At 58.5% G+C, this 20389-nt stretch carries 16 protein-coding genes and 1 pseudogene; 15 read left to right on the top strand and 2 right to left on the bottom strand.

Going from position 1 to position 20389, the window contains the following annotated elements:
- Positions 1–492: 492 nt before the first annotated feature.
- The 7 genes from ACFQX9_RS05240 (at position 493) to ACFQX9_RS05210 (ending at position 6242) form a co-directional block, all read left to right on the top strand.
- Positions 493–1212, top strand: a complete 720-nt coding sequence (locus tag ACFQX9_RS05240; protein ID WP_085351158.1) for a bifunctional 2-polyprenyl-6-hydroxyphenol methylase/3-demethylubiquinol 3-O-methyltransferase UbiG — start codon at positions 493–495, stop codon at positions 1210–1212.
- Between the two features lie 67 nt (positions 1213–1279).
- The gene (locus ACFQX9_RS05235; protein ID WP_085384992.1) at positions 1280–1993 is read left to right on the top strand and encodes a class I SAM-dependent methyltransferase; all 714 of its coding nucleotides are present in this window, start codon (positions 1280–1282) and stop codon (positions 1991–1993) included.
- A 102-nt stretch (positions 1994–2095) separates the two neighbouring features.
- Positions 2096–3934, top strand: coding sequence for a PQQ-binding-like beta-propeller repeat protein (locus ACFQX9_RS05230; protein ID WP_085385060.1), 1839 nt, complete (start codon positions 2096–2098; stop codon positions 3932–3934).
- A gap of 75 nt (positions 3935–4009) precedes the next feature.
- Positions 4010–4423, top strand: coding sequence for a GFA family protein (locus ACFQX9_RS05225; protein ID WP_085384991.1), 414 nt, complete (start codon positions 4010–4012; stop codon positions 4421–4423).
- A 176-nt stretch (positions 4424–4599) separates the two neighbouring features.
- On the top strand, positions 4600–5331 hold the full coding sequence (locus tag ACFQX9_RS05220; protein WP_018455399.1) for a Crp/Fnr family transcriptional regulator: 732 nt from the start codon (positions 4600–4602) through the stop codon (positions 5329–5331).
- A gap of 3 nt (positions 5332–5334) precedes the next feature.
- Positions 5335–5562 carry a DUF6894 family protein gene (locus ACFQX9_RS05215; protein WP_377786985.1) on the top strand — a complete coding sequence of 76 codons (228 nt, stop codon included), beginning with the start codon at positions 5335–5337 and terminating at the stop codon, positions 5560–5562.
- 404 nt (positions 5563–5966) lie between these two features.
- Positions 5967–6242: a hypothetical protein gene (locus ACFQX9_RS05210; protein WP_377786982.1), complete on the top strand. Its 276-nt coding sequence runs from the start codon at positions 5967–5969 to the stop codon at positions 6240–6242.
- Positions 6243–6744: 502 nt separating this feature from the next.
- On the opposite strand, the gene ACFQX9_RS05205 is transcribed toward ACFQX9_RS05210, so the two are convergent.
- Positions 6745–7725 (bottom strand): helix-turn-helix domain-containing protein, encoded by a 981-nt coding sequence (locus tag ACFQX9_RS05205; RefSeq protein WP_377786978.1) that lies wholly within the window; start codon positions 7723–7725, stop codon positions 6745–6747.
- 161 nt (positions 7726–7886) lie between these two features.
- Between ACFQX9_RS05205 and ACFQX9_RS05200 the strand changes: the two genes are divergently transcribed.
- The 7 genes and pseudogenes from ACFQX9_RS05200 to urtA all read left to right on the top strand — a co-directional run bounded on the left by ACFQX9_RS05200 (position 7887) and on the right by urtA (position 17028).
- Positions 7887–8078 (top strand): hypothetical protein, encoded by a 192-nt coding sequence (locus ACFQX9_RS05200; RefSeq protein WP_377786975.1) that lies wholly within the window; start codon positions 7887–7889, stop codon positions 8076–8078.
- A 342-nt stretch (positions 8079–8420) separates the two neighbouring features.
- Positions 8421–10631: an ABC transporter substrate binding protein gene (locus ACFQX9_RS05195; RefSeq protein ID WP_377786972.1), complete on the top strand. Its 2211-nt coding sequence runs from the start codon at positions 8421–8423 to the stop codon at positions 10629–10631.
- Positions 10632–11243 carry a response regulator transcription factor gene (locus tag ACFQX9_RS05190; RefSeq protein WP_377786969.1) on the top strand — a complete coding sequence of 204 codons (612 nt, stop codon included), beginning with the start codon at positions 10632–10634 and terminating at the stop codon, positions 11241–11243.
- 77 nt (positions 11244–11320) lie between these two features.
- The gene (locus ACFQX9_RS05185) at positions 11321–11698 is read left to right on the top strand and encodes a response regulator transcription factor (RefSeq protein ID WP_377786966.1); all 378 of its coding nucleotides are present in this window, start codon (positions 11321–11323) and stop codon (positions 11696–11698) included.
- 543 nt (positions 11699–12241) lie between these two features.
- Positions 12242–12852, top strand: a pseudogene (locus tag ACFQX9_RS05180) (hypothetical protein); the annotation flags it as partial.
- A 1000-nt stretch (positions 12853–13852) separates the two neighbouring features.
- Positions 13853–15751 (top strand): cache domain-containing protein, encoded by a 1899-nt coding sequence (locus ACFQX9_RS05175; protein WP_377786963.1) that lies wholly within the window; start codon positions 13853–13855, stop codon positions 15749–15751.
- Positions 15752–15786: 35 nt separating this feature from the next.
- The gene (urtA, locus tag ACFQX9_RS05170; RefSeq protein WP_377787008.1) at positions 15787–17028 is read left to right on the top strand and encodes an urea ABC transporter substrate-binding protein; all 1242 of its coding nucleotides are present in this window, start codon (positions 15787–15789) and stop codon (positions 17026–17028) included.
- A gap of 87 nt (positions 17029–17115) precedes the next feature.
- On the opposite strand, the gene ACFQX9_RS05165 is transcribed toward urtA, so the two are convergent.
- A complete protein-coding gene (locus tag ACFQX9_RS05165; protein ID WP_377786960.1) occupies positions 17116–17634 on the bottom strand; it encodes a helix-turn-helix domain-containing protein in 519 nt (172 codons plus the stop codon).
- Between the two features lie 1434 nt (positions 17635–19068).
- Between ACFQX9_RS05165 and ACFQX9_RS05160 the strand changes: the two genes are divergently transcribed.
- Positions 19069–20244: a helix-turn-helix domain-containing protein gene (locus ACFQX9_RS05160; protein WP_377786958.1), complete on the top strand. Its 1176-nt coding sequence runs from the start codon at positions 19069–19071 to the stop codon at positions 20242–20244.
- Positions 20245–20389: the final 145 nt, after the last annotated feature.

Here is a 20389-nt window from a genome sequence, read left to right as displayed (position 1 = left end):
AAATCTTCAAAAACCACGGATCGAGGTCGTCTCACGGCAGCGCAGATCGAGGTTGAGAAGCAAGCCGCCCATCAGCGCAAGCGCGATATGGTCAACCTTGCCGACGGCTTTGAGCGCGCAGCCGGCGAGATCAAGACGGTGGGCGCGGCGTCCACCGAGCTTGAAGCGTCGTCCTCGACGCTGGCCAAGTGCTTTCCACGGCCAAGATGCTGGTGAGCGACAGCAACCGGCTGGGTGGCACAAACTCCGGCGGCACGGCGCCCCGGCAAGCAGCTGATTTATTGCGGCAGCAAGAGGGACATCGCGATCGCGAACAGGAAGCCCGTTGCGACGATCGCCGCGACAGCACCCGCGGTGATCTTGGCGATCTCTCGGCTGGTATAGGGACGCATGGGATGCGCATGCTACCTCATGTTGAACTCTGATCCAATCTGTGGTCAGTAGCCGCGCCCGAAATGCGTGCGGCCAACGTCCATTCCCGAAGGTCGATCCATGAACGAGGATATCAGCGACGGCTGGACCGCGTCCGCGGCTGCTTGGATCGTCGAGCAGGGTGAAGACGGCGACTATGGTCGCCGCTTCGTGCTGGACGCGCCGATGCGAGCGCGGATCGAAGGGCGCGGCTTCCGCAATGCGCTCGACGTTGGCTGCGGCGAGGGGCGCTTCTGTCGCATCATGCAGCGCGCCGGCATCCGCACCACCGGCATCGACCCGACCGAAGCGCTGCTCGCGCGTGCCATGAAATTGGACCCGCAGGGCGACTACCGGCTTGGCCGAGCTGAAACAATGGAGATCGAAGCGCCATTTGATCTGGTCGTCAGCTATCTCAGCCTGGTCGACATGCCCCATCTCGGTGCGGCGATCGGGAAGATCGTGGCAGCGCTGCGGCCGGGCGGTACGCTGCTGATTGCCAATCTGACCAGCTTCAACACCGCGGGTCCGCCCGACGGCTGGACGCGTGACGGCGACGGCGCCTTGCGCTTCAACATCGATCATTACATGGAGGAGCGGCCGACTTGGGTGACTTGGCGCGGCATCCGAATTCTGAACTGGCATCGTCCGCTCAGCACCTACATGACGCTGCTACTCGATCAGGGGCTCCTGTTGCGCCTTTTCGTCGAGCCGCAGCCCAGCGGCGGCGACCCCGACAGGAATGCCTTTCATCGCCGGGTGCCTTACTTCCACATCATGGAGTGGCAGAAACCGGTTTGAGGATGGGATGAGATTCGGATGGAACGCATGACCACAGTGTTCACAACGTAATCTTAAGGTCCGGACGATGATCTCCAAGCGCCCACCCGTGCTCGCCCATGAGCGGTTCACCGCCGACCGCGAGAATTTTGTCGGCCTCGATCTGGCCGCGCGGTTCGAGCGCATCGAGAAGACCAACCTGTGGGGTGCGGCCAGTTCGGTGTCGGGCCTCGGCTCGGAGGATCCCGCGACCGTCGCGGTCCGCGAGATGCTTCCTGCACTGCTGCAACGGCTCGGCGCGCGCTCGCTGCTCGATGCGCCCTGCGGCGACGCGGGGTGGATCGGCCGCCTGAAGCTGCATCTCGACTACACCGGCATCGACATCGTGCCGTCGCTGATCGCGGCCAATCGCAAGCGCGTGGCTGGCGGTGAGTTGTCAGGCCGGTTTCTCGTTGCCGACATCACGCGCGATGCACTGCCGCGCGCCGATGTGGTGCTGTGCCGGGACTGCCTGGTGCATTTGAGTTTCGACAACATCGTCCGCGCCGTCGCGAACTTTCGCGCCAGCGGCGCACGTTTCCTGCTGGTCACGACGTTTCCCGAATGGGACGACAATCGCGATTGCGAGGACGGCGACTGGCGGGCGCTGAACATGGAGAAGGCGCCGTTCGACTGGCCGGCGCCGCGCGAGCTGATCAACGAGCGTTGCGAAGAGGGCAGTGGCGGCTGGCGCGACAAGAGCCTCGGGCTGTGGCGGCTCGATGAACTGCCCGATCGTGTCCTCACTGCCCGGGGGATATGACGGACGCGGGCGGCACGTCCGTTGCGTGAGTGATTGCTCTCGCGCTATACTTTGGGTTGCATGATGCCGTCTCGCATTGCGGTGACGATGTTGGAGCACGCCATGAGACCGAGTGTTGTCGCCGTCGCCATGCTGGTCTGGTGCTGCGCGCCCGCGTTGGCGCAGCAGGACGTCGCTGCGCTCTACGCAAGCCACTGCGCGCAATGTCACGATGGCGGTGATGGCCAGAGCCGTGTGCCAGGCCGCGGTGCCATGCAGGCGATGTCTTTCGATCATGTGCTGGGAACGCTGACTTCTGGAAGCATGGCGGCGATGGCGAGGGACCGCAGCGACTCGGAACGGCGCGCGATTGCCGCCTTCGTCACCGGCAAGGCCGCGGTGGGCGACAATGCAGTCGATGCGGAGGGACGCTGCACGCAGCAGGTCAATTTCTTTCCGCAGCCGCTCGATGGTCCGCGCTGGAATGGATGGGGCGTCGACGCTGCCAACAGCCGCTTCCAGTCGACCGAAATGGCCGGCCTCACCGCGGAAGAGGTACCGCGCCTGCGGTTGAAATGGGCTTATGCGTTTCCCGGCGCCTCGGTGTCGTTTGCGCCGCCGACCATCGTGGGCGGTCTGCTGTTTATCGGCGGCACTGACCGCAAGGTGCACGCGCTCGACGCGCGAAGCGGCTGCACGAGGTGGACGCTGCCGACCGATGCCGCGGTGCGCGGGGCGATCAGCTTCGGGCCGCTTCCCGGCACCGATCAGTTCGCGATCTTCTTCGGTGACCTGCGCGCCAATGCCTATGCGGTGAACGCACTGACTGGCGCGCTGATCTGGAAGACGAAGGTCGAGGAGCATCCGGCAGCGCGCATCACTGGCGCGCCGACGCTGCATTCCGGCGTGCTCTATATCCCGGTCTCCTCGCTGGAGGAGGCCGCCGGTTCGCAGGCCAGTTACGAATGCTGTACCTTCCGCGGCAGCGTGGTCGCGCTCGAGGCAGTGACCGGCAAGCCGGTGTGGCAGGCCTACACGATCCCCGAGGTGGCGCATCCGACCGGCAAGAATGCGAGAGGCACGCAGCTGTTCGGCCCGTCCGGCGCGGCGGTGTGGTCGGCACCGACGATTGATCCGAAACGCAACGCCGTCTACGTCGCGACCAGCAATTCCTATTCGAATCCACCCGCCGCAACCGCCGATGCGGTCCTCGCTTTCGAGCTTGCGACAGGTAAGCTGCTCTGGAAGCAGCAGGCGACGCCGAGCGACGCCTTCATCGTCGCGTGCTTCGGCGCGGACAAGACCAATTGTCCTGAAGATCACGGGCCCGACCACGATTTTGGCCAGTCGCCGATCCTCGTGACCTTGCGTGACGGCAGGCGCGTTCTTGCCATCGCGCAGAAGTCCGGCGTCGTGCACGCGCTCGATCCTGATGATGGCGGCAAGATCCTGTGGCAGACGCGGATCGGGAAGGGCGGTGCGCTCGGCGGCAGCGAGTGGGGCTCGGCCGCCGACCAGGATCGCATCTATGTCGCGAACTCCGACGTGCGGTTCCTGCGCGATGGTACGCGGCGGCTCGATGCCACCCAAGGCGGCGGTCTGTTCGGCCTCGACCTCGCCAGTGGGAAAATTGCGATGGAAGTATCTCCTGTCGCCTGTGGCGATCGCCTCCAATGCAGCCCTGCGCTGTCGGCTGCCGTGAGCCTGATCCCCGGCGTCGTGTTTTCCGGCGGCGTCAGCGGCTTTCTGCGCGCCTACGCGACGGCCGACGGAAAGCTGTTGTGGGAATACGACACGGCGCGAGACTATACGACGGTGAACGGCGCCCCTGCTCATGGCGGCGCGATCGACGGCCCTGGGCCGATCATCGCCGGCGGAATGCTCTACACCAATTCCGGCTACGGCCAGTGGGGCGGCGTCGCCGGCAACGCACTGCTGGCGTTCGAGGTTGCGAAGGAGTGAGGGTCCGTCCTGGATTGCTCTGCGCTCCAGCCGAGCGACAGAACCTGTCAGCCAATTGAGGAGGAAGGAGCTTCGATGATCGATGCCCAATGCAGGTGCGGCGCTCTCGCGCTGTCGCTTCCAGGACCTTCCAGCCTCGTCGTCGCCTGCCACTGCATTGACTGCCAGCGTCGAACCGGCGCGCCGTTCGGGGTCGGTGCGTTCTATCCGGCGGAGGGCGTCAGGATCTCAGGGACGTCGAAGGAGTACGTCCGGACAGCCGCAAGCGGCGGCAAGGTCCGCAGCTATTTTTGCCCCGAGTGCGGTTCGACGGTCTATTGGAAGGCGGACAATCTGCCTGCGATGATCGGCGTTGCCGTGGGCGCGATCGCGGTTCCGAACTACCCGGCGCCCATCCGCTCGGTTTTCGAACAGTCGAAACATGCCTGGGTGGAGATATCAGGCGCCGAGCACTTCCAGCAAAGCAGCGCACCGAAGCATTCGAAGTGAGCGTTGCGCGTCAAATTTCGCTCCAAGGCTTCGCGGCAAGATGAATTGACGCCGTTCCCGTGGGTTCCGCCGAGGGTTGGAATTTGCGGCAGTCCCTTTGCTTCGCGTGAGACAATAGCTAGCGGTCCGGTTTGGAACGAACGTGACAAAAAATCGTTTGCCGACCGGAGCCAACGATGAATAACGCCGAAATTTTCGAACCTTTCTTGAGGCGGTTGCGGGTCAGCACCGAAATTGATGAAGAGGACGAGGCCGCTATCCGTCATCTGCCAATCACGGTGAAACGGATGGCTGGCGGTCAGCCGGTCGTTTCTCTCGGAGATCGACCTTCGGCGTGCTGCCTTGTCGTTGATGGCTTTATCCTGAGATCAAAGATCGTCGGCAATGGCCACCGCCAAATCATGGCCTTTCACCAACCCGGCGACATTCCCGATCTGCAGGGTCTCTTTCTACATGTGATGGACCATGACGTCAGCACGCTTGGCGATAGCGTTCTCGGCTTCATTCCGCATGCAGCGGTGCGCTCACTGATAAGAAAGCGGCCTAACGTGGCCGAAGCGCTTTGGCGCGATACACTGACCGACGCCGCGATCTTCCGGGAGTGGATTTGCAACGTTGGTCAACGCGAAGCCACAAGCCGCGTGGCGCATCTCGTGCTTGAGCTTTACACCAGATTGAAGGCGATCGGTCGAGCGGACGGCCTGTCCTTCGACTTTCCAGCCTCTCAGGCACTCCTCGCCGACGCCGTCGGCACGAGTGTGGTCCACATGAATCGGGTCGTTCAGCAGCTACGTGCTCAGCGCGTGTTGGACCTGGAGCGGGGAAGAATATCGATCCTTGATGAAGCCAGGTTGCGCGAAATAGCAGACTTCGACGTGCTTTACCTTCATCTCAATCCGTCGCTCTGAGCCATGAAGTTCTACTTCGATATCAAGGACGACTTTTTCGCTGCGGTCGACGAGGATGGGGTGGATTTGCCCGGCCCGGAAGCCGCCGAAAGAGAGGCGATCGCAATGGCGACCTCGATTGCCAGAGACGTCGCGTCGGCAAAGGGGGCGCAGGTCCTCATTACAGTCAGGAACGAGAAGCACCCGCTGCTCCAGTTGAGTGTAACGGTCGCTCGGAAAGCTCTGACGTGATGTGTGGGAAATCGATTCTAGCTGTCGTTAGACGGAGGAGTGCCCCGATCTATCAGGCCGCGGTGTCGGCTAAATCGGTGGTGCCGGCTGAGGGGATTGAACCCCCGACCTTCGGTTTACAAAACCACTTGCCTGTAAACAGGATATCACCTGGAGCGGTATCAAAAGCAAACTTTGTTGACAATATAATAGGTTATCGGGCGATCTAAATCGACCGCTTGCAGGGCGGGCCTTCCGTCTCCATATGGGTGTATCCCAATGTATCCCCAAATGGCCGCGAATGGCAAACAAGCGGCGTCGGACTGCCCAACCGGATTGGCCCTCATGACGAGCGTCGGTCCGTCACCAGCTTCTTCGAGAATTTTGGCGAAGGTGCATATGCATCCGCGCTCTTGGATCATCGCGTGAGCGGCTCAGACAAGATGTCGCGTGAGGTCGCTGCCATCACCCAGAGCGTTTACAGCGCCGCCGACCGCGTGGTGTTCAAGGCTGAAGGTATGCTGATGTGGATGGAGGCGGTGTTGCCGGCCTACGAAGCTGCGAAGAAAGATCCGCGCTTGGCCAGGGCAGTTGAAATGCGAAAAGCTGCTTTGGCGAATGGGTTGCCGGATGAGAAGACGAGAGGAAGATCCAAGACACGGTCCGCGGGAACGGTTGCCCGGCTTAGGCTTCGAAGGTAGCTCATGATGCCGGGCGGCGAGGGGGCATGGTGCGCACCGTGGAAGCAACACAAAAGCTGCGCATTTCCGATAACTTCTCTTCACGGCGGAGCGCGTCGGTCGGCATCCTGTTTCCATAGTCTGGGGATGTAGCTGTAATATAGCCCCCGGTCCTTGCGGCCCGGACGGCTAATAACCAAAGACAATGTCCGGGAATATGTGCAGAAGCCGCCCATGTATGGGAGGCATTTGAGCAGCATCAACATTCAGGCTTCTATGCTTGCGCCAACCGTCTGACCTATGCGGCCTCGTTGCGGATGCCCGACTGCGCGTCAGAACAGGCCCGGGATCAACATCGACATTTTCCCTGTAGTGACGGTACATCGCCGAACAGTGCCTCGAGGTCGCGCTCCTCGCGCAGCGGCGTACGAGATCCTCTGCGGCAGGAGGGGAAAGCTGGAGATGGCGCTAGTTGCCTCCTTCAAGGATGTGGCACTTACCAGATTAATTCTGCTGGGACCGCTCACGCCACATCGGCCATCTGTAGGGTCGGTCGCGCGGTGGCTCGGAACAACGTAGCGGAAGGCGTTTCCCCGAACATCGCGCGGTAGTTCACGGAAAAGCGCCCCAGCTCCCAGAATCCGTGCTCCATGGCAATTCCCGTCACTGTTGTCGTGGAAGAACCGGCTTGCAAGAGTGCACGGCGAACAAGGTGCATTCTCCTTAGCGCGAGGTAGCGGATAGGACCCATACCGAGATGTATTTCGCAGGCGGCGCGAAGGCTGCGTTCCGCAGCTCCGATCGCTCCGCATATGTCTCCTAAATAGAGCGGCACGTTCGGGTTAGCTTCGAGATATTCGTGGAATTTTGCGATTATCCGGGCCTGACGCAGGCCGCAATTGATGGATCGACTAGAGGCGCTCTCGGTCAGACACCTGACCAATAGATGAATGAACTGGTTCTCCAAAGAGCGCGCCGCCTCGTTCACTAGAAGAATCTCAGGCGCGTTCGCTGCCATTTGGCCCACTATCTCATGCAGGTCCAACAGCCGTGACATCATAGCAGCATCTGGCCGAACAAGTTGCCTTTGCGAAGAGTTCGAAAACAAGTCGCAACCGGCTATGACTTGGGAAGCCGCATCAAGTCTGGACATCTCAAGAGATATCGACCCCAGACGAAACTCGGCCTCGGTCTGCTGGTGTATCTCGTCGCTGTCATTCACGATTATGTTCCCAGACGAAACGGTCATCCCGCAGTGCCGCATACTAGCCGGCGACGATGACGTCAGGAAGGTAAGTACGCTGCGTCCGGGTTTGATGAACCCGGTGTTGATCGTGGGCAAATTGTGGAAGAAGCGTTGCAGCAATAGCTCACCTAGGTGGACCTTGGTCAGTTCCGCTTTAAACGAACTGCCTGACGTGGGTAGCACCTCAAAATTCGCAGTGGTGATCGCCGCCTGGTAACAAAGTGGATCTTCAAAACTGAGCGTCGCACTCCGATCCATCTTCTCCTCCGCAGTTTTCGGCACACGCGTTGTGTGCCAGCATTTTCTTATTGGACGGTCGGCTTTAGCGGCTCGGCGGCGGGATCCAACCCAACCGATCTGGCTGGCAGCCACCAATAGACTTGCAAGGCCCTTTCGCTTAAGGTCCGAAGGGGTCGGGGATGATTATGGGCAGCGAGCCAGAGCAGCCGATCAACCTGACAGCGGACGAGTGCGACGAACTCGCCGACGCACTGACCGAAGAAGCTGCCGCTCTGCCGACCGGACCAAAACAACTTGAGATGATGAACTTGGGGCATTGCTATCGCAATCTCGCGCGAATGAAACGGTTGGTCGCCCGAAACGTGAATTGATGCATTCAAAAGTGGGGTTCTGATCTTCGCGCCCGCTTCGGAACGGCACTGCAGACGCTCCGCAGCAAAGGTACTAACGTGAGGAAGTTATTCCCCGAGGCGGCCCCGCTGAATTGGACCAAGGTCCCACATTGGCGACGCCGCAGGACATGAGGCGCATGAATTGGGCTCGGATCCGGTGCGGCTTAGTCCCGCCACGCCCCGAGGCGAGTTCACCACTCGACAGTTCCCGAATGAATGCTCTATCCTCGCCCGAGTTTTCAATGGACGAGCTCCGTGAAAGCCTGGGATCGGGGTGGTTGGCCGGCTGCTAGGTACGCGCGTTTTTGGCGTGGCGTTTTTTTGCTGATTCTTTTCGCGCCTTGGATTCTCATCGCGCGATCTCAGGCTGAAGTTGCATCGCGGCGAGTCTTAATTCTCCACGCATACAATTATACGTTTCCGGCTACCGCAATGGTTTCGGACGCGGTTAGAAAGCGCTTCCTGGAACGATCTCCTGAGCGGCTTGAAATCGACGCCGAATATTTGGATCTGGCCCGACGTCCGGATGAGGCGCACGCATCACGAATGGCCAATTTCCTTCGCGAGAAATACGCCGGCGTACATTTTGACCTTCTCTTCGTAATCGGCGTCTCGGCGATACCTTTCATCCTGAAGTATCGCGACGTGGTCGGCCCGGCGGTCCCCGTCGTATTTTCGGATGTCACACGGTCGACTTACGAAGCGCTGCAGCTGCCGCCGGACATCACCGGCGTGATCAATAACTCCTATCCTGGCAAAACACTTGAGCTTGCAGAACGGCTTCAGCCCAACGCACGTCGCTTAGTTGTGATTAGCGGGAACGACGCCGTCGATCTCCGCTGGCGCGAAATTGCACGCACCGCGATTCAAAGCCAGAATGCCGGGCTTGAGGTGGTCTACTGGTCTGACCTCACTCATGCGGAGTTGCTGCGCGATGTTTCGCAGCTGCCAAGCGACAGCATTGTCATGATGCTTACCTTTTTCGCGGATCGCGAAGACAAACGCTTCATCCCAAGAGACGTGGCTGCCGCTGTGGCGAAAGCTTCCGCCGCTCCAGTCTATGGGATCTTCGATACCTATATCGGCGCTGGGATCGTTGGAGGGTACACAGACACATTCGAGTCTCTGGGCATAACTGCCGCTGACATGGCCCTTGAGATACTTTCGGGTACCGAGGTGACAAAGGTACCTCCCAAATCCAATCCCAAGCCCGCTTTCCGTACTGACGCGCGGGCGATGAAGCAGTGGGGCCTCAAAGAAACCGACCTTCCGCTCGGCAGCGTCGTGCTCTTCAAGGAGCCTACTCTCTGGAGTGAGCACCGCCACCTCGTACTGAGCACGGTCTTAATTGTCGGATTGCAGGCATCCTTCGTCGTCGCATTGCTGTTCCAACGACGCCGGCGCCATCAAGCTGAGATCTCGCTCAAGGAAAGCGAAGAGCGAATGAGCTTCACAGCGGCTTCGGTAAATGTGGGCCTGTGGCAGTTTGATGAAACTGCCAACGAAATGTGGACGACTGAGCATTGCCGAGCAATGTTCGGACTCGCGGGTGACCTGCCGCTTACTCGCGATGCGTTTTTGGAGGTCGTACACCCTAACGACCGCGATGTCGCACTCGCCGCGATCCGCCAAATTCGGCATCCCGGGGAACCTGCCGTAACGCGAGTTCGTGTCATATCAGAAGGGCGGGTCCGGTGGATAAGCATCCGGACGCGTGTGCGCCCCGACGATCATGGAGTTCCGAACCGATTTAGCGGAATCTTCGTTGATGTCACCGAACAGAAGGCCTTTGAGGCCGAAGCGGAGTTGCAACGACAGGAAGTCACGCACTTGATGAGGGTTTCCGTTCTGGGTGAGCTCTCCGGCGCGATCGCGCACGAAGTCAACCAGCCACTCACTGCGGTCTTATCGAACGCGCAGGCGGCGCTCTATCTCCTGGCTGACGATCCCCCCAACGTCGCGGAGGTTCGAGACGCGCTGCAGGATATTGTGCAAGATGTTAACCGGGCGGGCGAAGTCATTCATCGGCTGCGAAGCCTGCTGAAGAAAGGCAAGACGGAGCTGAAATCCGTCAGTATAAACGCACTGATCGATCAGACGGTCGCGTTGCTTCGGAGCGAAATGATCGATCGCCGCATTGTGGTCAACACGGATCTTGCAGCAGCTTTGCCGGAGCTCTCAGGCGATCCCATCCAATTGCAACAGGTTCTGCTAAACCTCCTTATGAACGCGATGGACGCGATGGCTTCGACCGAGGGGACACGGATGATCACGATCTCCAGCCGAGCAAGGCAGGGATGCATTGAGGTTTGTGTCAGAGATCGAGGACCAGGGATTGAGGTTGCCCAGGAAGACCGACTGTTCGAACCTTTCTTCATGACAAAGAACCATGGCCTTGGACTGGGACTGACGATCTGCTCCACCATCATTGAAGGGCATGGAGGCAGGATTGCCGTGGCCAATGACCGTACTGGTGGTGGCGTCGTCGCAACCATATTGCTGCCAACGCAAGAAGTTCTTGTGGAGGCTTAAATGGAAGATCTGACGTTCACAATTTTCCTTGTTGATGATGACGCAAGGGTGCTGAATGCGTTGTCGCGGCTGTTACGGGCTCGAAAGTTCGACGTCAAAACATTCACGTCTGCGCCGGCGTTTCTAACCGAACACGATGGATCGGTACCCGGTTGTGCCATACTAGATGTGTCGATGCCGGGATTAAATGGGCTAGAGTTGCAGCAGACCTTGACTGCAGCAGGATCGCAAAGGCCAATCATCTTCCTGACTGGCAAGGGCGACATATCGACCAGCGTCCGCGCGATGCGTGCGGGTGCGATCGACTTCCTGACCAAGCCGGTTAAAGAAACAGAATTGTTGACTGCGATCGCACGAGCCGAGAAACAGGATGCGGCGACCCGTGTTGCTATCGCTGAGATCGACGAGATCAAGGTACGGCTCGCGATGCTGACACCGCGGGAGCGCGAAGTTCTGACCCAGGTCGTCGCCGGCCGCCTCAACAAGCAGATCGCCGGGGACCTAGGTACTGCGGAGAAGACAATCAAGGTGCACCGCGGGCGAGTGATGGTGAAACTCGGGGTACGCTCGGTCGCGGACCTCGTAAGGTTGACGGAAAAAGCGCGGATCTAGTGCGGAGGGGTATGAGAAGCGATGTTGGTCCAAGGGCCAACTCGACAGGCCACAACCCTGACGCCGATAGTGGCGCCATGGGAGACAACTCCGGCTGGGTCGCGATTGTGGATGACGACCCTTTCGTGCTGAGGGCTCTCGAGCGCTTGTTAAGGGCACGCGCCCTCGAGGTCAGGACATACACCTCGGCCCGGGACTTTCTGGCCGGGCTGCCACTCGGACTGCCAGTGTGCCTGATCGTCGACCTGCAGATGCCCGAAACGGGCGGCCTTGAGCTCCAGCACCAACTCACTCGCTCAGGGATTCGGATTCCGACCATCGTCATCACGGCTCACAACGAAACCAGCGCCCGCGAACGCTGCGAAGCCGCCGGCTGCGCGGCTTTCCTAACCAAGCCCCTGCAACCTGCAGCCCTGCTGGTCGCTATAGAAACTGCGACGAACACGAAGGTGTAAGCTTCGTCCCTAGACCGCCGGCGACCTTGGTAGACAAAGGTAAGAACGGGCTACCGGACGTCTAGCTCAGGAGCGCTAGTTCGCCCACCCGCGCAAGCTTCCGGTCCGTCCCTATCAACCGACATTCAGCGGGGTCGCATCAACGGCAGCGATGGGCCGGAACCAGACATTAGAGCTACATTGGACAACCTATTACGTCCGCTCCATACTGCCGCAGCGGTCAAAGCGGCCGGTTGGGATGACAATGTTCATTTTCCGAGCTGGCGCCTAAGGGACGGCGCAAGAGCAACGTTTTGCCGATGTGGTTCGATCGTACTGTTGCCTGATGCTCTTGCCGGCTTTGTTCTGTCTATCCGGTCCCGCCCTGGCTCAGGATCCTAGCGACAGCATTACGCCACGGTGCCCGCCAATACACTTTCGATCGGCTTCAGCGGTCCTTCGCTGTCAACGACCATCGCGGCGCTTCGCACACTCTCGGATCTGTCGAGTTCACCGCGACTTTTGAGCGTCCCGGCACCATCGTCGCCTTCCACCCAAAGCATCGCGCTTGACGTTCCCCTGACGGTCGATGTTAGCGACGCCGTCTCGTTGTATGGCGGGTTCACGGCGAGCGCTTTGCAAATTGGGACGTCTGACTGGTCGTCCCTTGCGATCTCTAGCTGGAACGTGGGTTTCCAGGCTGACCTTTATCAGCAGAATGGCGGATCCATGCCAACGATTACACTGCAGACCACCATCACGAGATCGGTACCGGATTCTACGCTTGCGACGACGTCCTTCAACAACATTGTGGAGTTCGACTATGCCCTGAACGAAGACGAGACTAAAGGGTTGCTGGCCGGCGTCCAATACACGAGGATCAATGTCGATTCTCCTTTCGCAACGATCAACCCGAATACCATTGGCTATCTCGGCGGCTACTATCAGTGGCCCAACAACTGGAAGTTCACGGGCCGCGCGGGCGTCCAATCATTTGGCGGAGCGCAACTGCTGAACCTGGCGACAGTGCTATCCTTTACTCAGCCAATTGTACGGTTCGACCTCGACCGGATGGACGATAACGCCTGTTTGGCGTCACAGCCCAGATTGCATGGACACCAAAGCCCGCCTATCAGCTGACGATTAGAACGCCGCTATACTTCGTCAGAAACTGAGACGCCGGATGGCGCCATCTTGTTGACGACACCGCGCGGCGGATACCGGCGGCCTGAGGTCAATTGAGCCGCTTAACTATTGCAACCATTGCGCCTGCTTACCCAGAGACGTCCCCACCTCGCAACTTCGGGCGCAGTCGTCAGCCGCTACACAAGCGGTTGCAATTGTTCGATTTCCTTGTTCAGGACGAACGCGACTACAGGGCAGGGAATAGGCGGTCCTGAGGGACCGCCTGGTTCTGGTCACAGTGGACGACCTATTGGCAGACATGTCGAAGGCCGTCAGGACCCTTGAAATAGGTGCCGGGGCGGCAAACGATGCCATTGCGAGTGGCATAGGTGTTCCAGTTGCCGTGCCAGCCCATCTCGCCGGCGTTGGCGTAAGAGTTGCCCCATCCGCCGACCGTAGCACCTGCTGCCGCAGCGACGGGCTGGATATTGGCGCGCCGCGTTGAGTGCCGGTATCGATAGCCGGTGGTAGGGGTCGCCCCGGTCCCAAGTCCCGTGCAGCTTGCGAATTCAGCTTGGCACATGTCTGGATTAGAGAGGGCCGATTGTGCCGATGCAGCAGAGCCGGAAAGGGCTGATACCACAATCACGGTCGCGCCCAGAACCCTTAGAGTCATCGTCGCTTGCTCCTAGTGATTGCACGTGGCCCGAAATCGCCACGTGAAGAGGGTATCAACAGACGCGGGCCTGACTATGCTACTTCGGCCAATCTGCGCGGCAAAAGTCGGGTCTGCTTTGTGGGGCAATGGTTCTCTCCGCATGCTGGGGAACGACAGCAGCGGGGGACAATCACATCAAGCGCACCTCTTATCCTGCTCGTGCACTCGTCTCGTCGGCGATCACGGCCGTCGCCTTAGGTCGAACGAGACGCCCGGGGCGCGAGGAACTGCAAAGCTGAAAGTGTTCAGATCAAGCCAACGTTGTTGCCGAACTAGCATAGTGGCGAGAGGCAAGCTCCCGTAGTCTAGTCTCAAAGTAGTGGTGCGCCTGCATGTTCACGTTCCGAACGTCGATAACGCTTGCTGTAGCTACCTTTGTGGTTGCGCTTGCAGGTTTATTGATTGCAATTCAGGTTCGATCTCTGCGCTCGGCAACGCACGAAGCGGCTTCAGCCTATATGGACGCAGCAAGCGCCAAGGCTTTGGGCCGCTTGCATAGTGAGTTGAGCTCCATCTCTTCAATTGTGAACGTGCTTGCTACTAGTTCGAGCGTAGCGGATTCGGATGACCGATCTGAAACGGGCAGGGCGATCCCCCTGTTCAAGGCCGCTCTGCACGAAATGCCGCAGATGGACAGTATCTACGTCGGCTTTGCGAATGGCGCCTGGTTACAAGTGCGGCGCACCAGCGATCTAACTGAGGACCAGCGCGCAAAGCTGCGAGCACCGGCCAATGCTGACATCGTGATTAATCTCGTACGGCCCACGGCCGCAGGCGAGCTGCCGATGCGCCGGGTGTTCCAAGATCGGCAGGGCAGCGAAGTCGACGAAATCGATTTCTGGAAATACGGCTACGATGCTCGGACGCGGCCTTGGTACACCCAAACCATGAAAACGGGCCGGGCCTTTGTCACCGAGCCGTATCTTTCCTTCAATCTTGGCGCACCAGTAATTACTGTGGCTGCGCCCTTGCAGGGCAAAGTGACCGGCGTGCTCGCGGCCGATCTTAAGCTCGATAGCTTCAGCGCCTTCGTCCAGGCCCAGCGCCCAGGACCGCATGGCACCGCAACGATCTTCGACCAAACTGGCTCCCTGATTGCCCATCCTGACTTTGTGGAATTACTCGCAAATGCGATGATCGATCCCACACGATCGCAGCTACCGAACATCGGCGAAATCAAAGATGGACTCGTTGCCTCTGTGCTGCGGATATCACGCAATCTCGGCGTGGACGAAGGTTCGGTCGAAGATAACCGGGGCCATGGTTATCTTTTTAGATTGACGAGTTTCACCTTGAGTGATGGCTACAGCGCCAGCATATTGCTGGTGGCGGCGCAGGATGATTTTGTACAGAATGTCAGGAAAGTACAGTTCACGGGCTTGATCTTGGCGATCGTCGTCGGCGCGGCCTTCATCCCGATGGTCTGGATTTTCGGCAATCGCATGGCCCGTTCCTTAAACGCTATTGCTGCGCAGGCCGGAAAACTTCAGAATCTGGCTCAGCCTGATCCAGTGCCAGTAACATCCTACATTGCGGAGATACACGATCTAGGCAGTACCGTGAATTTGGCGCAGCGTGCGATATGGTCTTTTGCGCATTTCGTTCCAAAAGAGATCGTGCGCGGCGTGCTGGACAACTCCATCTCCACTAGGCTCGGAGGGATCAAACAGGAGATCACGTTGATCTTTACGGATGTTCAGGGCTTCACGACGATCGCGGAATCGGTCGACCCCGACTTGTTGATGCAGCAGACCTCGCGCTACTTCTCGGCCCTAAGCCAAGCCTTCCTCGCGGAAGGCGGCACAATCGACAAATTTATCGGTGACGCGGTGATGGTGTTCTGGAATGCGCCCGCGCCACAAGCAGATCATGTCGCGCGTGCCTGCCGTGCGGCACTCGCAGCCAGAGCCGCCGGTGAACGACTCAACGCTGAGTTCGCGGCGGAAGGGTGGAAGCCCTTCATCACGCGGTTCGGTATTCATGTTGGAGAGGCCGTCGTTGGAAATGTCGGATCAACTGAGCGAATGAACTACACCGCTCTCGGCAACACGGTGAACCTTGCTGCTCGGCTCGAAGGACTGAACAAGCAGGTCGGTACGACAATCTTAGTGAGCGAAGCCGTCTACTCGCGCGTTCGCGATCAATTTAAATTCAGGGCCTTCGATGCGGTCATGGCGAAGGGGATGTCCACTGAGACGCGCATCTATGGGCTCGACGGAGGGTTCGCATGAAATTCGCTTCGATCTGGCGCGGCTTGCTGTGGGCGATGCTCGCTCTTTCTGGTCCGTTGGGTCATGCTTCCGAAGAGACCATCAAGGTGGGCATTCTGCATTCGTTGTCCGGAACCATGGCGATCAGTGAGTCCGTTCTCAAGGACACGGTTCTCATGATGATTGCGGACCAGAACAAAAAGGGTGGCTTGCTGGGGAAAAGATTGGAGCCGGTAGCCGTGGACCCTGCTTCCAATTGGGAAGCTTTCGCCGAGAAAGCTCGCGAGTTGCTCACGGTGGAGAAAGTTGCAGTCGTATTCGGCTGCTGGACCTCCGTGTCCCGAAAAGCGGCAACCCCCGTTTTCGAACAGTTGAATGGCCTGCTCTTCTATCCCGTTCAGTATGAGGGCGAGGAGAGTTCGCGTAACATCTTCTACAGTGGCGCCGCGCCGAGCCAGCAGGCAATTCCGGCCGTTCGGTATTTAATGAGCAAGGAGGGCGGCCAAGTTAGAAGGTGGGTATTGCTCGGCACCGACTATGTCTATCCGCACACCACCAACAAGATCCTAACCGCATATCTTTACAGCGAGGGCGTAGCTCCCGAGGATATCACAACGATCTACACGCCCTTTGGGCAATCAGAGTGGCGCGAGATTGTCGGAAGGATCAAAGCGTTCGGTTCGGAAGGGAAAGAGACGGCTGTTATCTCGACCATTAATGGGGATGCCAACACCTATTTTTACCGTGAGCTGATTGCGCAACACATCAGCGCCACGACCCTTCCTGTTATGGCGCTCTCGATCGGAGACCGCGAATTGCATCAGATTGGCGCTGACAAGCTGGCTGGTCAAATGGCGGCATGGAATTATTTCCAGTCCATCAAGCTGCCAGAAAACGACGCTTTTGTCAAAATGTGGACTGACTTCAACGGGCAGCGTGACAGCATGACAAATGACCCGATGGAAGCCACTTTCGTCGGTTTTCGAATGTGGGCCCAGGCGGTCAGCCAAGCCGGCACTGTTGATGTGAACGCCGTCCGTCAAGCGATGTATGGTCAGCGAGTGAAAGCGCCGAGCGGCTTTGAAGTTGTGATGAACACCAATCACCATCTGTCCAAGCCTGCCATGGTTGGTAAGATAAATTCTGCAGGAACGTTCGACGTAGTCTGGCGATCGATTTCACCGATCAAACCCTCGGTTTGGAGCCGATACATTCCCGCAAGCGCGAGACTGACAGCCGACTGGAGTTTTCCTTGGGTTTGCGGGGGGTGCGCCGAGCCCACATTCAAGGACTGGTGAGAAGGTCGCGTTCGCACTTATCGTCGGAATCGAATGTGCTGTGCTTTTCCGCTTCCGCCGCGGAGCAGCGCGACGCTTAAGCGGACGTTAGTCGCTAAAGGACAAGGTTGCCGGAGAGGTCGGACGATCGAAGACATAGTTGTCGTCCGCGAACCGGCGCAACGTGATCGAGGGCGGTTCTCCGAACATCGTTCGGTAAGCTGCCGCAAATCGCCCCAGTTCCCAGAATCCATGATCGGTGGCGATCTTTGTGACTGTCGAGCATGAAGGATCAGCCCTGAGCAGCGTGCGACGAACCAGATGCAATCTTCGCAGAGTCAAATAGCGGATGGGTCCCATCCCCAGATGTTCTTCGCAGACCATCCGAAGTGTTCGCTCGGCTACACCAATCGCAGTGCAGATATCGGCTAAATACAAGGGCTGCACGGGATGTGCCTCGAGAAACGCCTCGAAACGCGCAACTATCCGTCCGTGGCGATGATTAGCGCCTTCTACTTGCGTCGTTAAGCCGTCAGTGAGGCACTTGATCATTGTGTAAGTTATGTTGTGCTCTAAGGCCCGAGCCACCTCTGGGAGCTCGAGAAGGTCTGGTGTCGCGATGGCCATCTTGCCAATTTAATTCGTGCTGTTGTTGCAATTGCCACATAAGAATCGAACTTGGCCGGACCAAATATTCCAGCTCCACTCCAGACAACTCGTCGGCAGCGTAACGTCGAAGCGCTGCATCATGAGCCGATTGAATGTCACCTGGGTCAGTTCGGCGCGGAAGTCCCCGTTTTTTGTTAGCAGCGGCTTGTTGTCCGACCCTCGGATAGACTGCTGGAAAGGGAATGGATCGTTAAAATTGAAAACTCGGCTCCAGGCCATAGGCTGCTCAACACCATTCATTGCGAAATACGTCCGGAGATCTAATGTGTGCTCCCTGCGAAGTATTTGATGCCGCATCCGAAAGCTTACTCGCCGCCGAGAGGGGACTTCGCCTCCAGCGAGAGTTCGGAAAGCTATCTTTGCATGCACGCAAAACCTGCGAACACGTTAAAGCTGGCGAAAGACGTTGACTATGCAAAAACGGCAGAGAAAGGCGGCGGCGCCGGCTTAGGGCGTCGCTCCAGTCCAGTCAGAAGCCCTTCGCGTCGAAATCATATAGCGCCGTTTCTGCATAGGCGCCGCTCAGTCACGGCGTACGGTTGCTCGAGTAGGGCCGATTTAGGCGCCCGCGGCCGGATCTCATCAGCGTGAGGAGGAGCAAAATGTCGGCTCGAACCGTTGGAGCACTCGCCGCATATGCCATTGTCGGCATAGGCGTTTTGTTGGCCTTTTCAGGCGAAGCATCGGCATTTCGCGCTGGTGGTTTTCACGCCGGCGGTTTTCGAGCTAGTGGTTTTTACGCAGGCGAATTTCGGGCAGGCGGCGTGCGCGCCGTTGGAGTTCGTGGCGGCGTCTACCGGGGCGGCGTTTACCGAGGAGGTATTTACCGCCCCGCAGTAGGCATCGGCGCTGCTGCAGTCGGTGCCGCTGCACTCGGTGCCGCCGCAGGTGCGTACTACAGGCCAGGTTACTACGCTCCCAGCTATTATGGCGCTGCCGCGCCGGTGCGCTGTGGATACGGCTATTACTACTACCCTCCTTACGATCGTTGCGTACCCACGCCATAATCGATCGCACAAAATTACTGACCTCGGAAGAGCCTTGGCAAGCATCTGCCGCTCCTGCAAAAACGGAACAACCCTGCAAACGAACATCTAAGCTGGTGGACAGAAACAAGAAGTCAGGCGCAATTTAAGAACGGAGCAGCGATGCGATCCATCGGATGCTATGGCGCCTTACGTCCTAAATAAAGCTAGTCCTGAGCGGCGGAAAACCATTCGCTTCATCTGGCCAAGGATACCGTAAGCTTCTGCGAGCTCTAACAGGCGCTCCTCGAGTAGCATGCCTGCAGCTTCCTAGAGGAGCGCCTGCGCCATGTCGTCGCACTGCTCAGCACTGAAGCGTTGCTCTTGCTCGTGCATCATAGCTTCGCGATCAATTTCGTTGATTCCGATGGCGCGTTTCATCGACATGTCATTCCGATTTGAAGCGTTATGTCAGGGTTCAGTCACATGGACTGTGCAACTGCGGCAGTTTGTTCCAAGTTCCCGATTCTGCCGAATTTGCATAGACATTCTGCCGGTTTGCCACGAGGATCGCCCGCTCTACAGCCTTCGCGTGTGGCGTTTGTGGGAGGGCAAAATGCCTTGGAGCAAAGTCCTCGTATTCGAAGATCCGGTTCAATACGCGACGAGCGTACGTTCCGCGGAGATACAGATCTTCCCGACGACCAAAGGGAATTTTCGGGCTGAGTTGACGCAAGTTACATTGAATGAACTGTGGATGCAGCGCTTTGCGGAGTGCTTGCCACGCGTGCACAGAGGGACGATTAGCCCGGGCCGTCAGGTCTATACGTTTCTGACCAGCGAACAGCCCGAGGTCCACAGCCGGGGGCGACTATTATCGCTGGGAGAAATGTGTGTCCACGATTATGACGTGCAACATGTCAAAACCTCCGGTGAATACAGGTTTGGGGGGGTTTCCCTAAGACCAGAGGCGCTGGCTACGAGCTGGAGGTCGTTGGTCGGATCCGAATTCAATCCGCACAAGGGCGCGCGCTTCATACGGCCGAATTCAGATTTAATGAGCCGATTCCTGAACCTTCATGCGATAGCCGGAGGATTGGCGAAGAGCGCACCCGACCTTTTCACACAGCCAGAAGTGGCTCACGCGATAGAGCAGCATCTGCTGCGCGCGCTGATAAACTGTTTAGCTGATTGTGAGGCCTCCAACTTCGGAACAGGTTTGCTACGCCACGGAATCATCCTCGGACGTTTCGAGGGGTATCTCGAAGCGAATCCAAATACTCCGCTGCATTTGAGCGAAGTTTGCGCAGCCATTGGGGTGGCAGAACGAACGCTTCGCGCCGCATGCGAGGAGCACCTCGGGATGGGACCCATTCGATACCTGACTTTGCGGAGAATGCATCTCGTCCGCCATGCCTTGCGGCAAGCCGCTCCCGATGCAAAGACCGTTACCCAAGTGGCGACCGCGCACGGGTTCTGTGAATTGGGGCGGTTCGCAGTAGCTTATCGGCAGATGTTTGACGAATCGCCAATTGCAACCCTCCGGAAGACACCAGACTCTCGACGGGAAAAGGTAAGCCGTCCCTTGAAGCTAGTGTCGTAAGTTCGTCAAAGGCTCCTTCGAAGAGCGGCGGGCGCGGAAGCGCTGGCGGTGCGCTGTCGATCGGTTTATCGATATGATGGGATGCAGGTCCGAAAACTGCATTGAGGTGCCTCGGTATCGAGACATCCTTCTTGACCTTCTCCAA

Source organism: Bradyrhizobium sp. GCM10028915 (genome assembly GCF_042666195.1).
Taxonomy (GTDB): Bacteria; Pseudomonadota; Alphaproteobacteria; order Rhizobiales; family Xanthobacteraceae; genus Bradyrhizobium; species Bradyrhizobium canariense_D.
The sequence above is the reverse complement of the archived record's forward strand: the minus strand, read 5'-3'. Positions and strand labels throughout refer to the sequence as shown.

Bases quoted from the DNA above. Each gene is read 5' to 3' on its own strand.
- ACFQX9_RS05235 (WP_085384992.1), top strand. From the start codon at position 1,280: ATGATCTCCAAGCGCCCACCCGTGCTCGCCCATGAGCGGTTCACCGCC.
- urtA (WP_377787008.1), top strand. From the start codon at position 15,787: ATGCTCGCTCTTTCTGGTCCGTTGGGTCATGCTTCCGAAGAGACCATC.
- ACFQX9_RS05230 (WP_085385060.1), top strand. From the start codon at position 2,096: ATGAGACCGAGTGTTGTCGCCGTCGCCATGCTGGTCTGGTGCTGCGCG.
- ACFQX9_RS05190 (WP_377786969.1), top strand. From the start codon at position 10,632: ATGGAAGATCTGACGTTCACAATTTTCCTTGTTGATGATGACGCAAGG.
- ACFQX9_RS05240 (WP_085351158.1), top strand. From the start codon at position 493: ATGAACGAGGATATCAGCGACGGCTGGACCGCGTCCGCGGCTGCTTGG.
- ACFQX9_RS05205 (WP_377786978.1), bottom strand. From the start codon at position 7,725: ATGGATCGGAGTGCGACGCTCAGTTTTGAAGATCCACTTTGTTACCAG.
- ACFQX9_RS05220 (WP_018455399.1), top strand. From the start codon at position 4,600: ATGAATAACGCCGAAATTTTCGAACCTTTCTTGAGGCGGTTGCGGGTC.
- ACFQX9_RS05225 (WP_085384991.1), top strand. From the start codon at position 4,010: ATGATCGATGCCCAATGCAGGTGCGGCGCTCTCGCGCTGTCGCTTCCA.
- ACFQX9_RS05185 (WP_377786966.1), top strand. From the start codon at position 11,321: ATGGGAGACAACTCCGGCTGGGTCGCGATTGTGGATGACGACCCTTTC.
- ACFQX9_RS05215 (WP_377786985.1), top strand. From the start codon at position 5,335: ATGAAGTTCTACTTCGATATCAAGGACGACTTTTTCGCTGCGGTCGAC.
- ACFQX9_RS05165 (WP_377786960.1), bottom strand. From the start codon at position 17,634: ATGGCCATCGCGACACCAGACCTTCTCGAGCTCCCAGAGGTGGCTCGG.
- ACFQX9_RS05175 (WP_377786963.1), top strand. From the start codon at position 13,853: ATGTTCACGTTCCGAACGTCGATAACGCTTGCTGTAGCTACCTTTGTG.
- ACFQX9_RS05200 (WP_377786975.1), top strand. From the start codon at position 7,887: ATGATTATGGGCAGCGAGCCAGAGCAGCCGATCAACCTGACAGCGGAC.
- ACFQX9_RS05160 (WP_377786958.1), top strand. From the start codon at position 19,069: ATGGCGCGTTTCATCGACATGTCATTCCGATTTGAAGCGTTATGTCAG.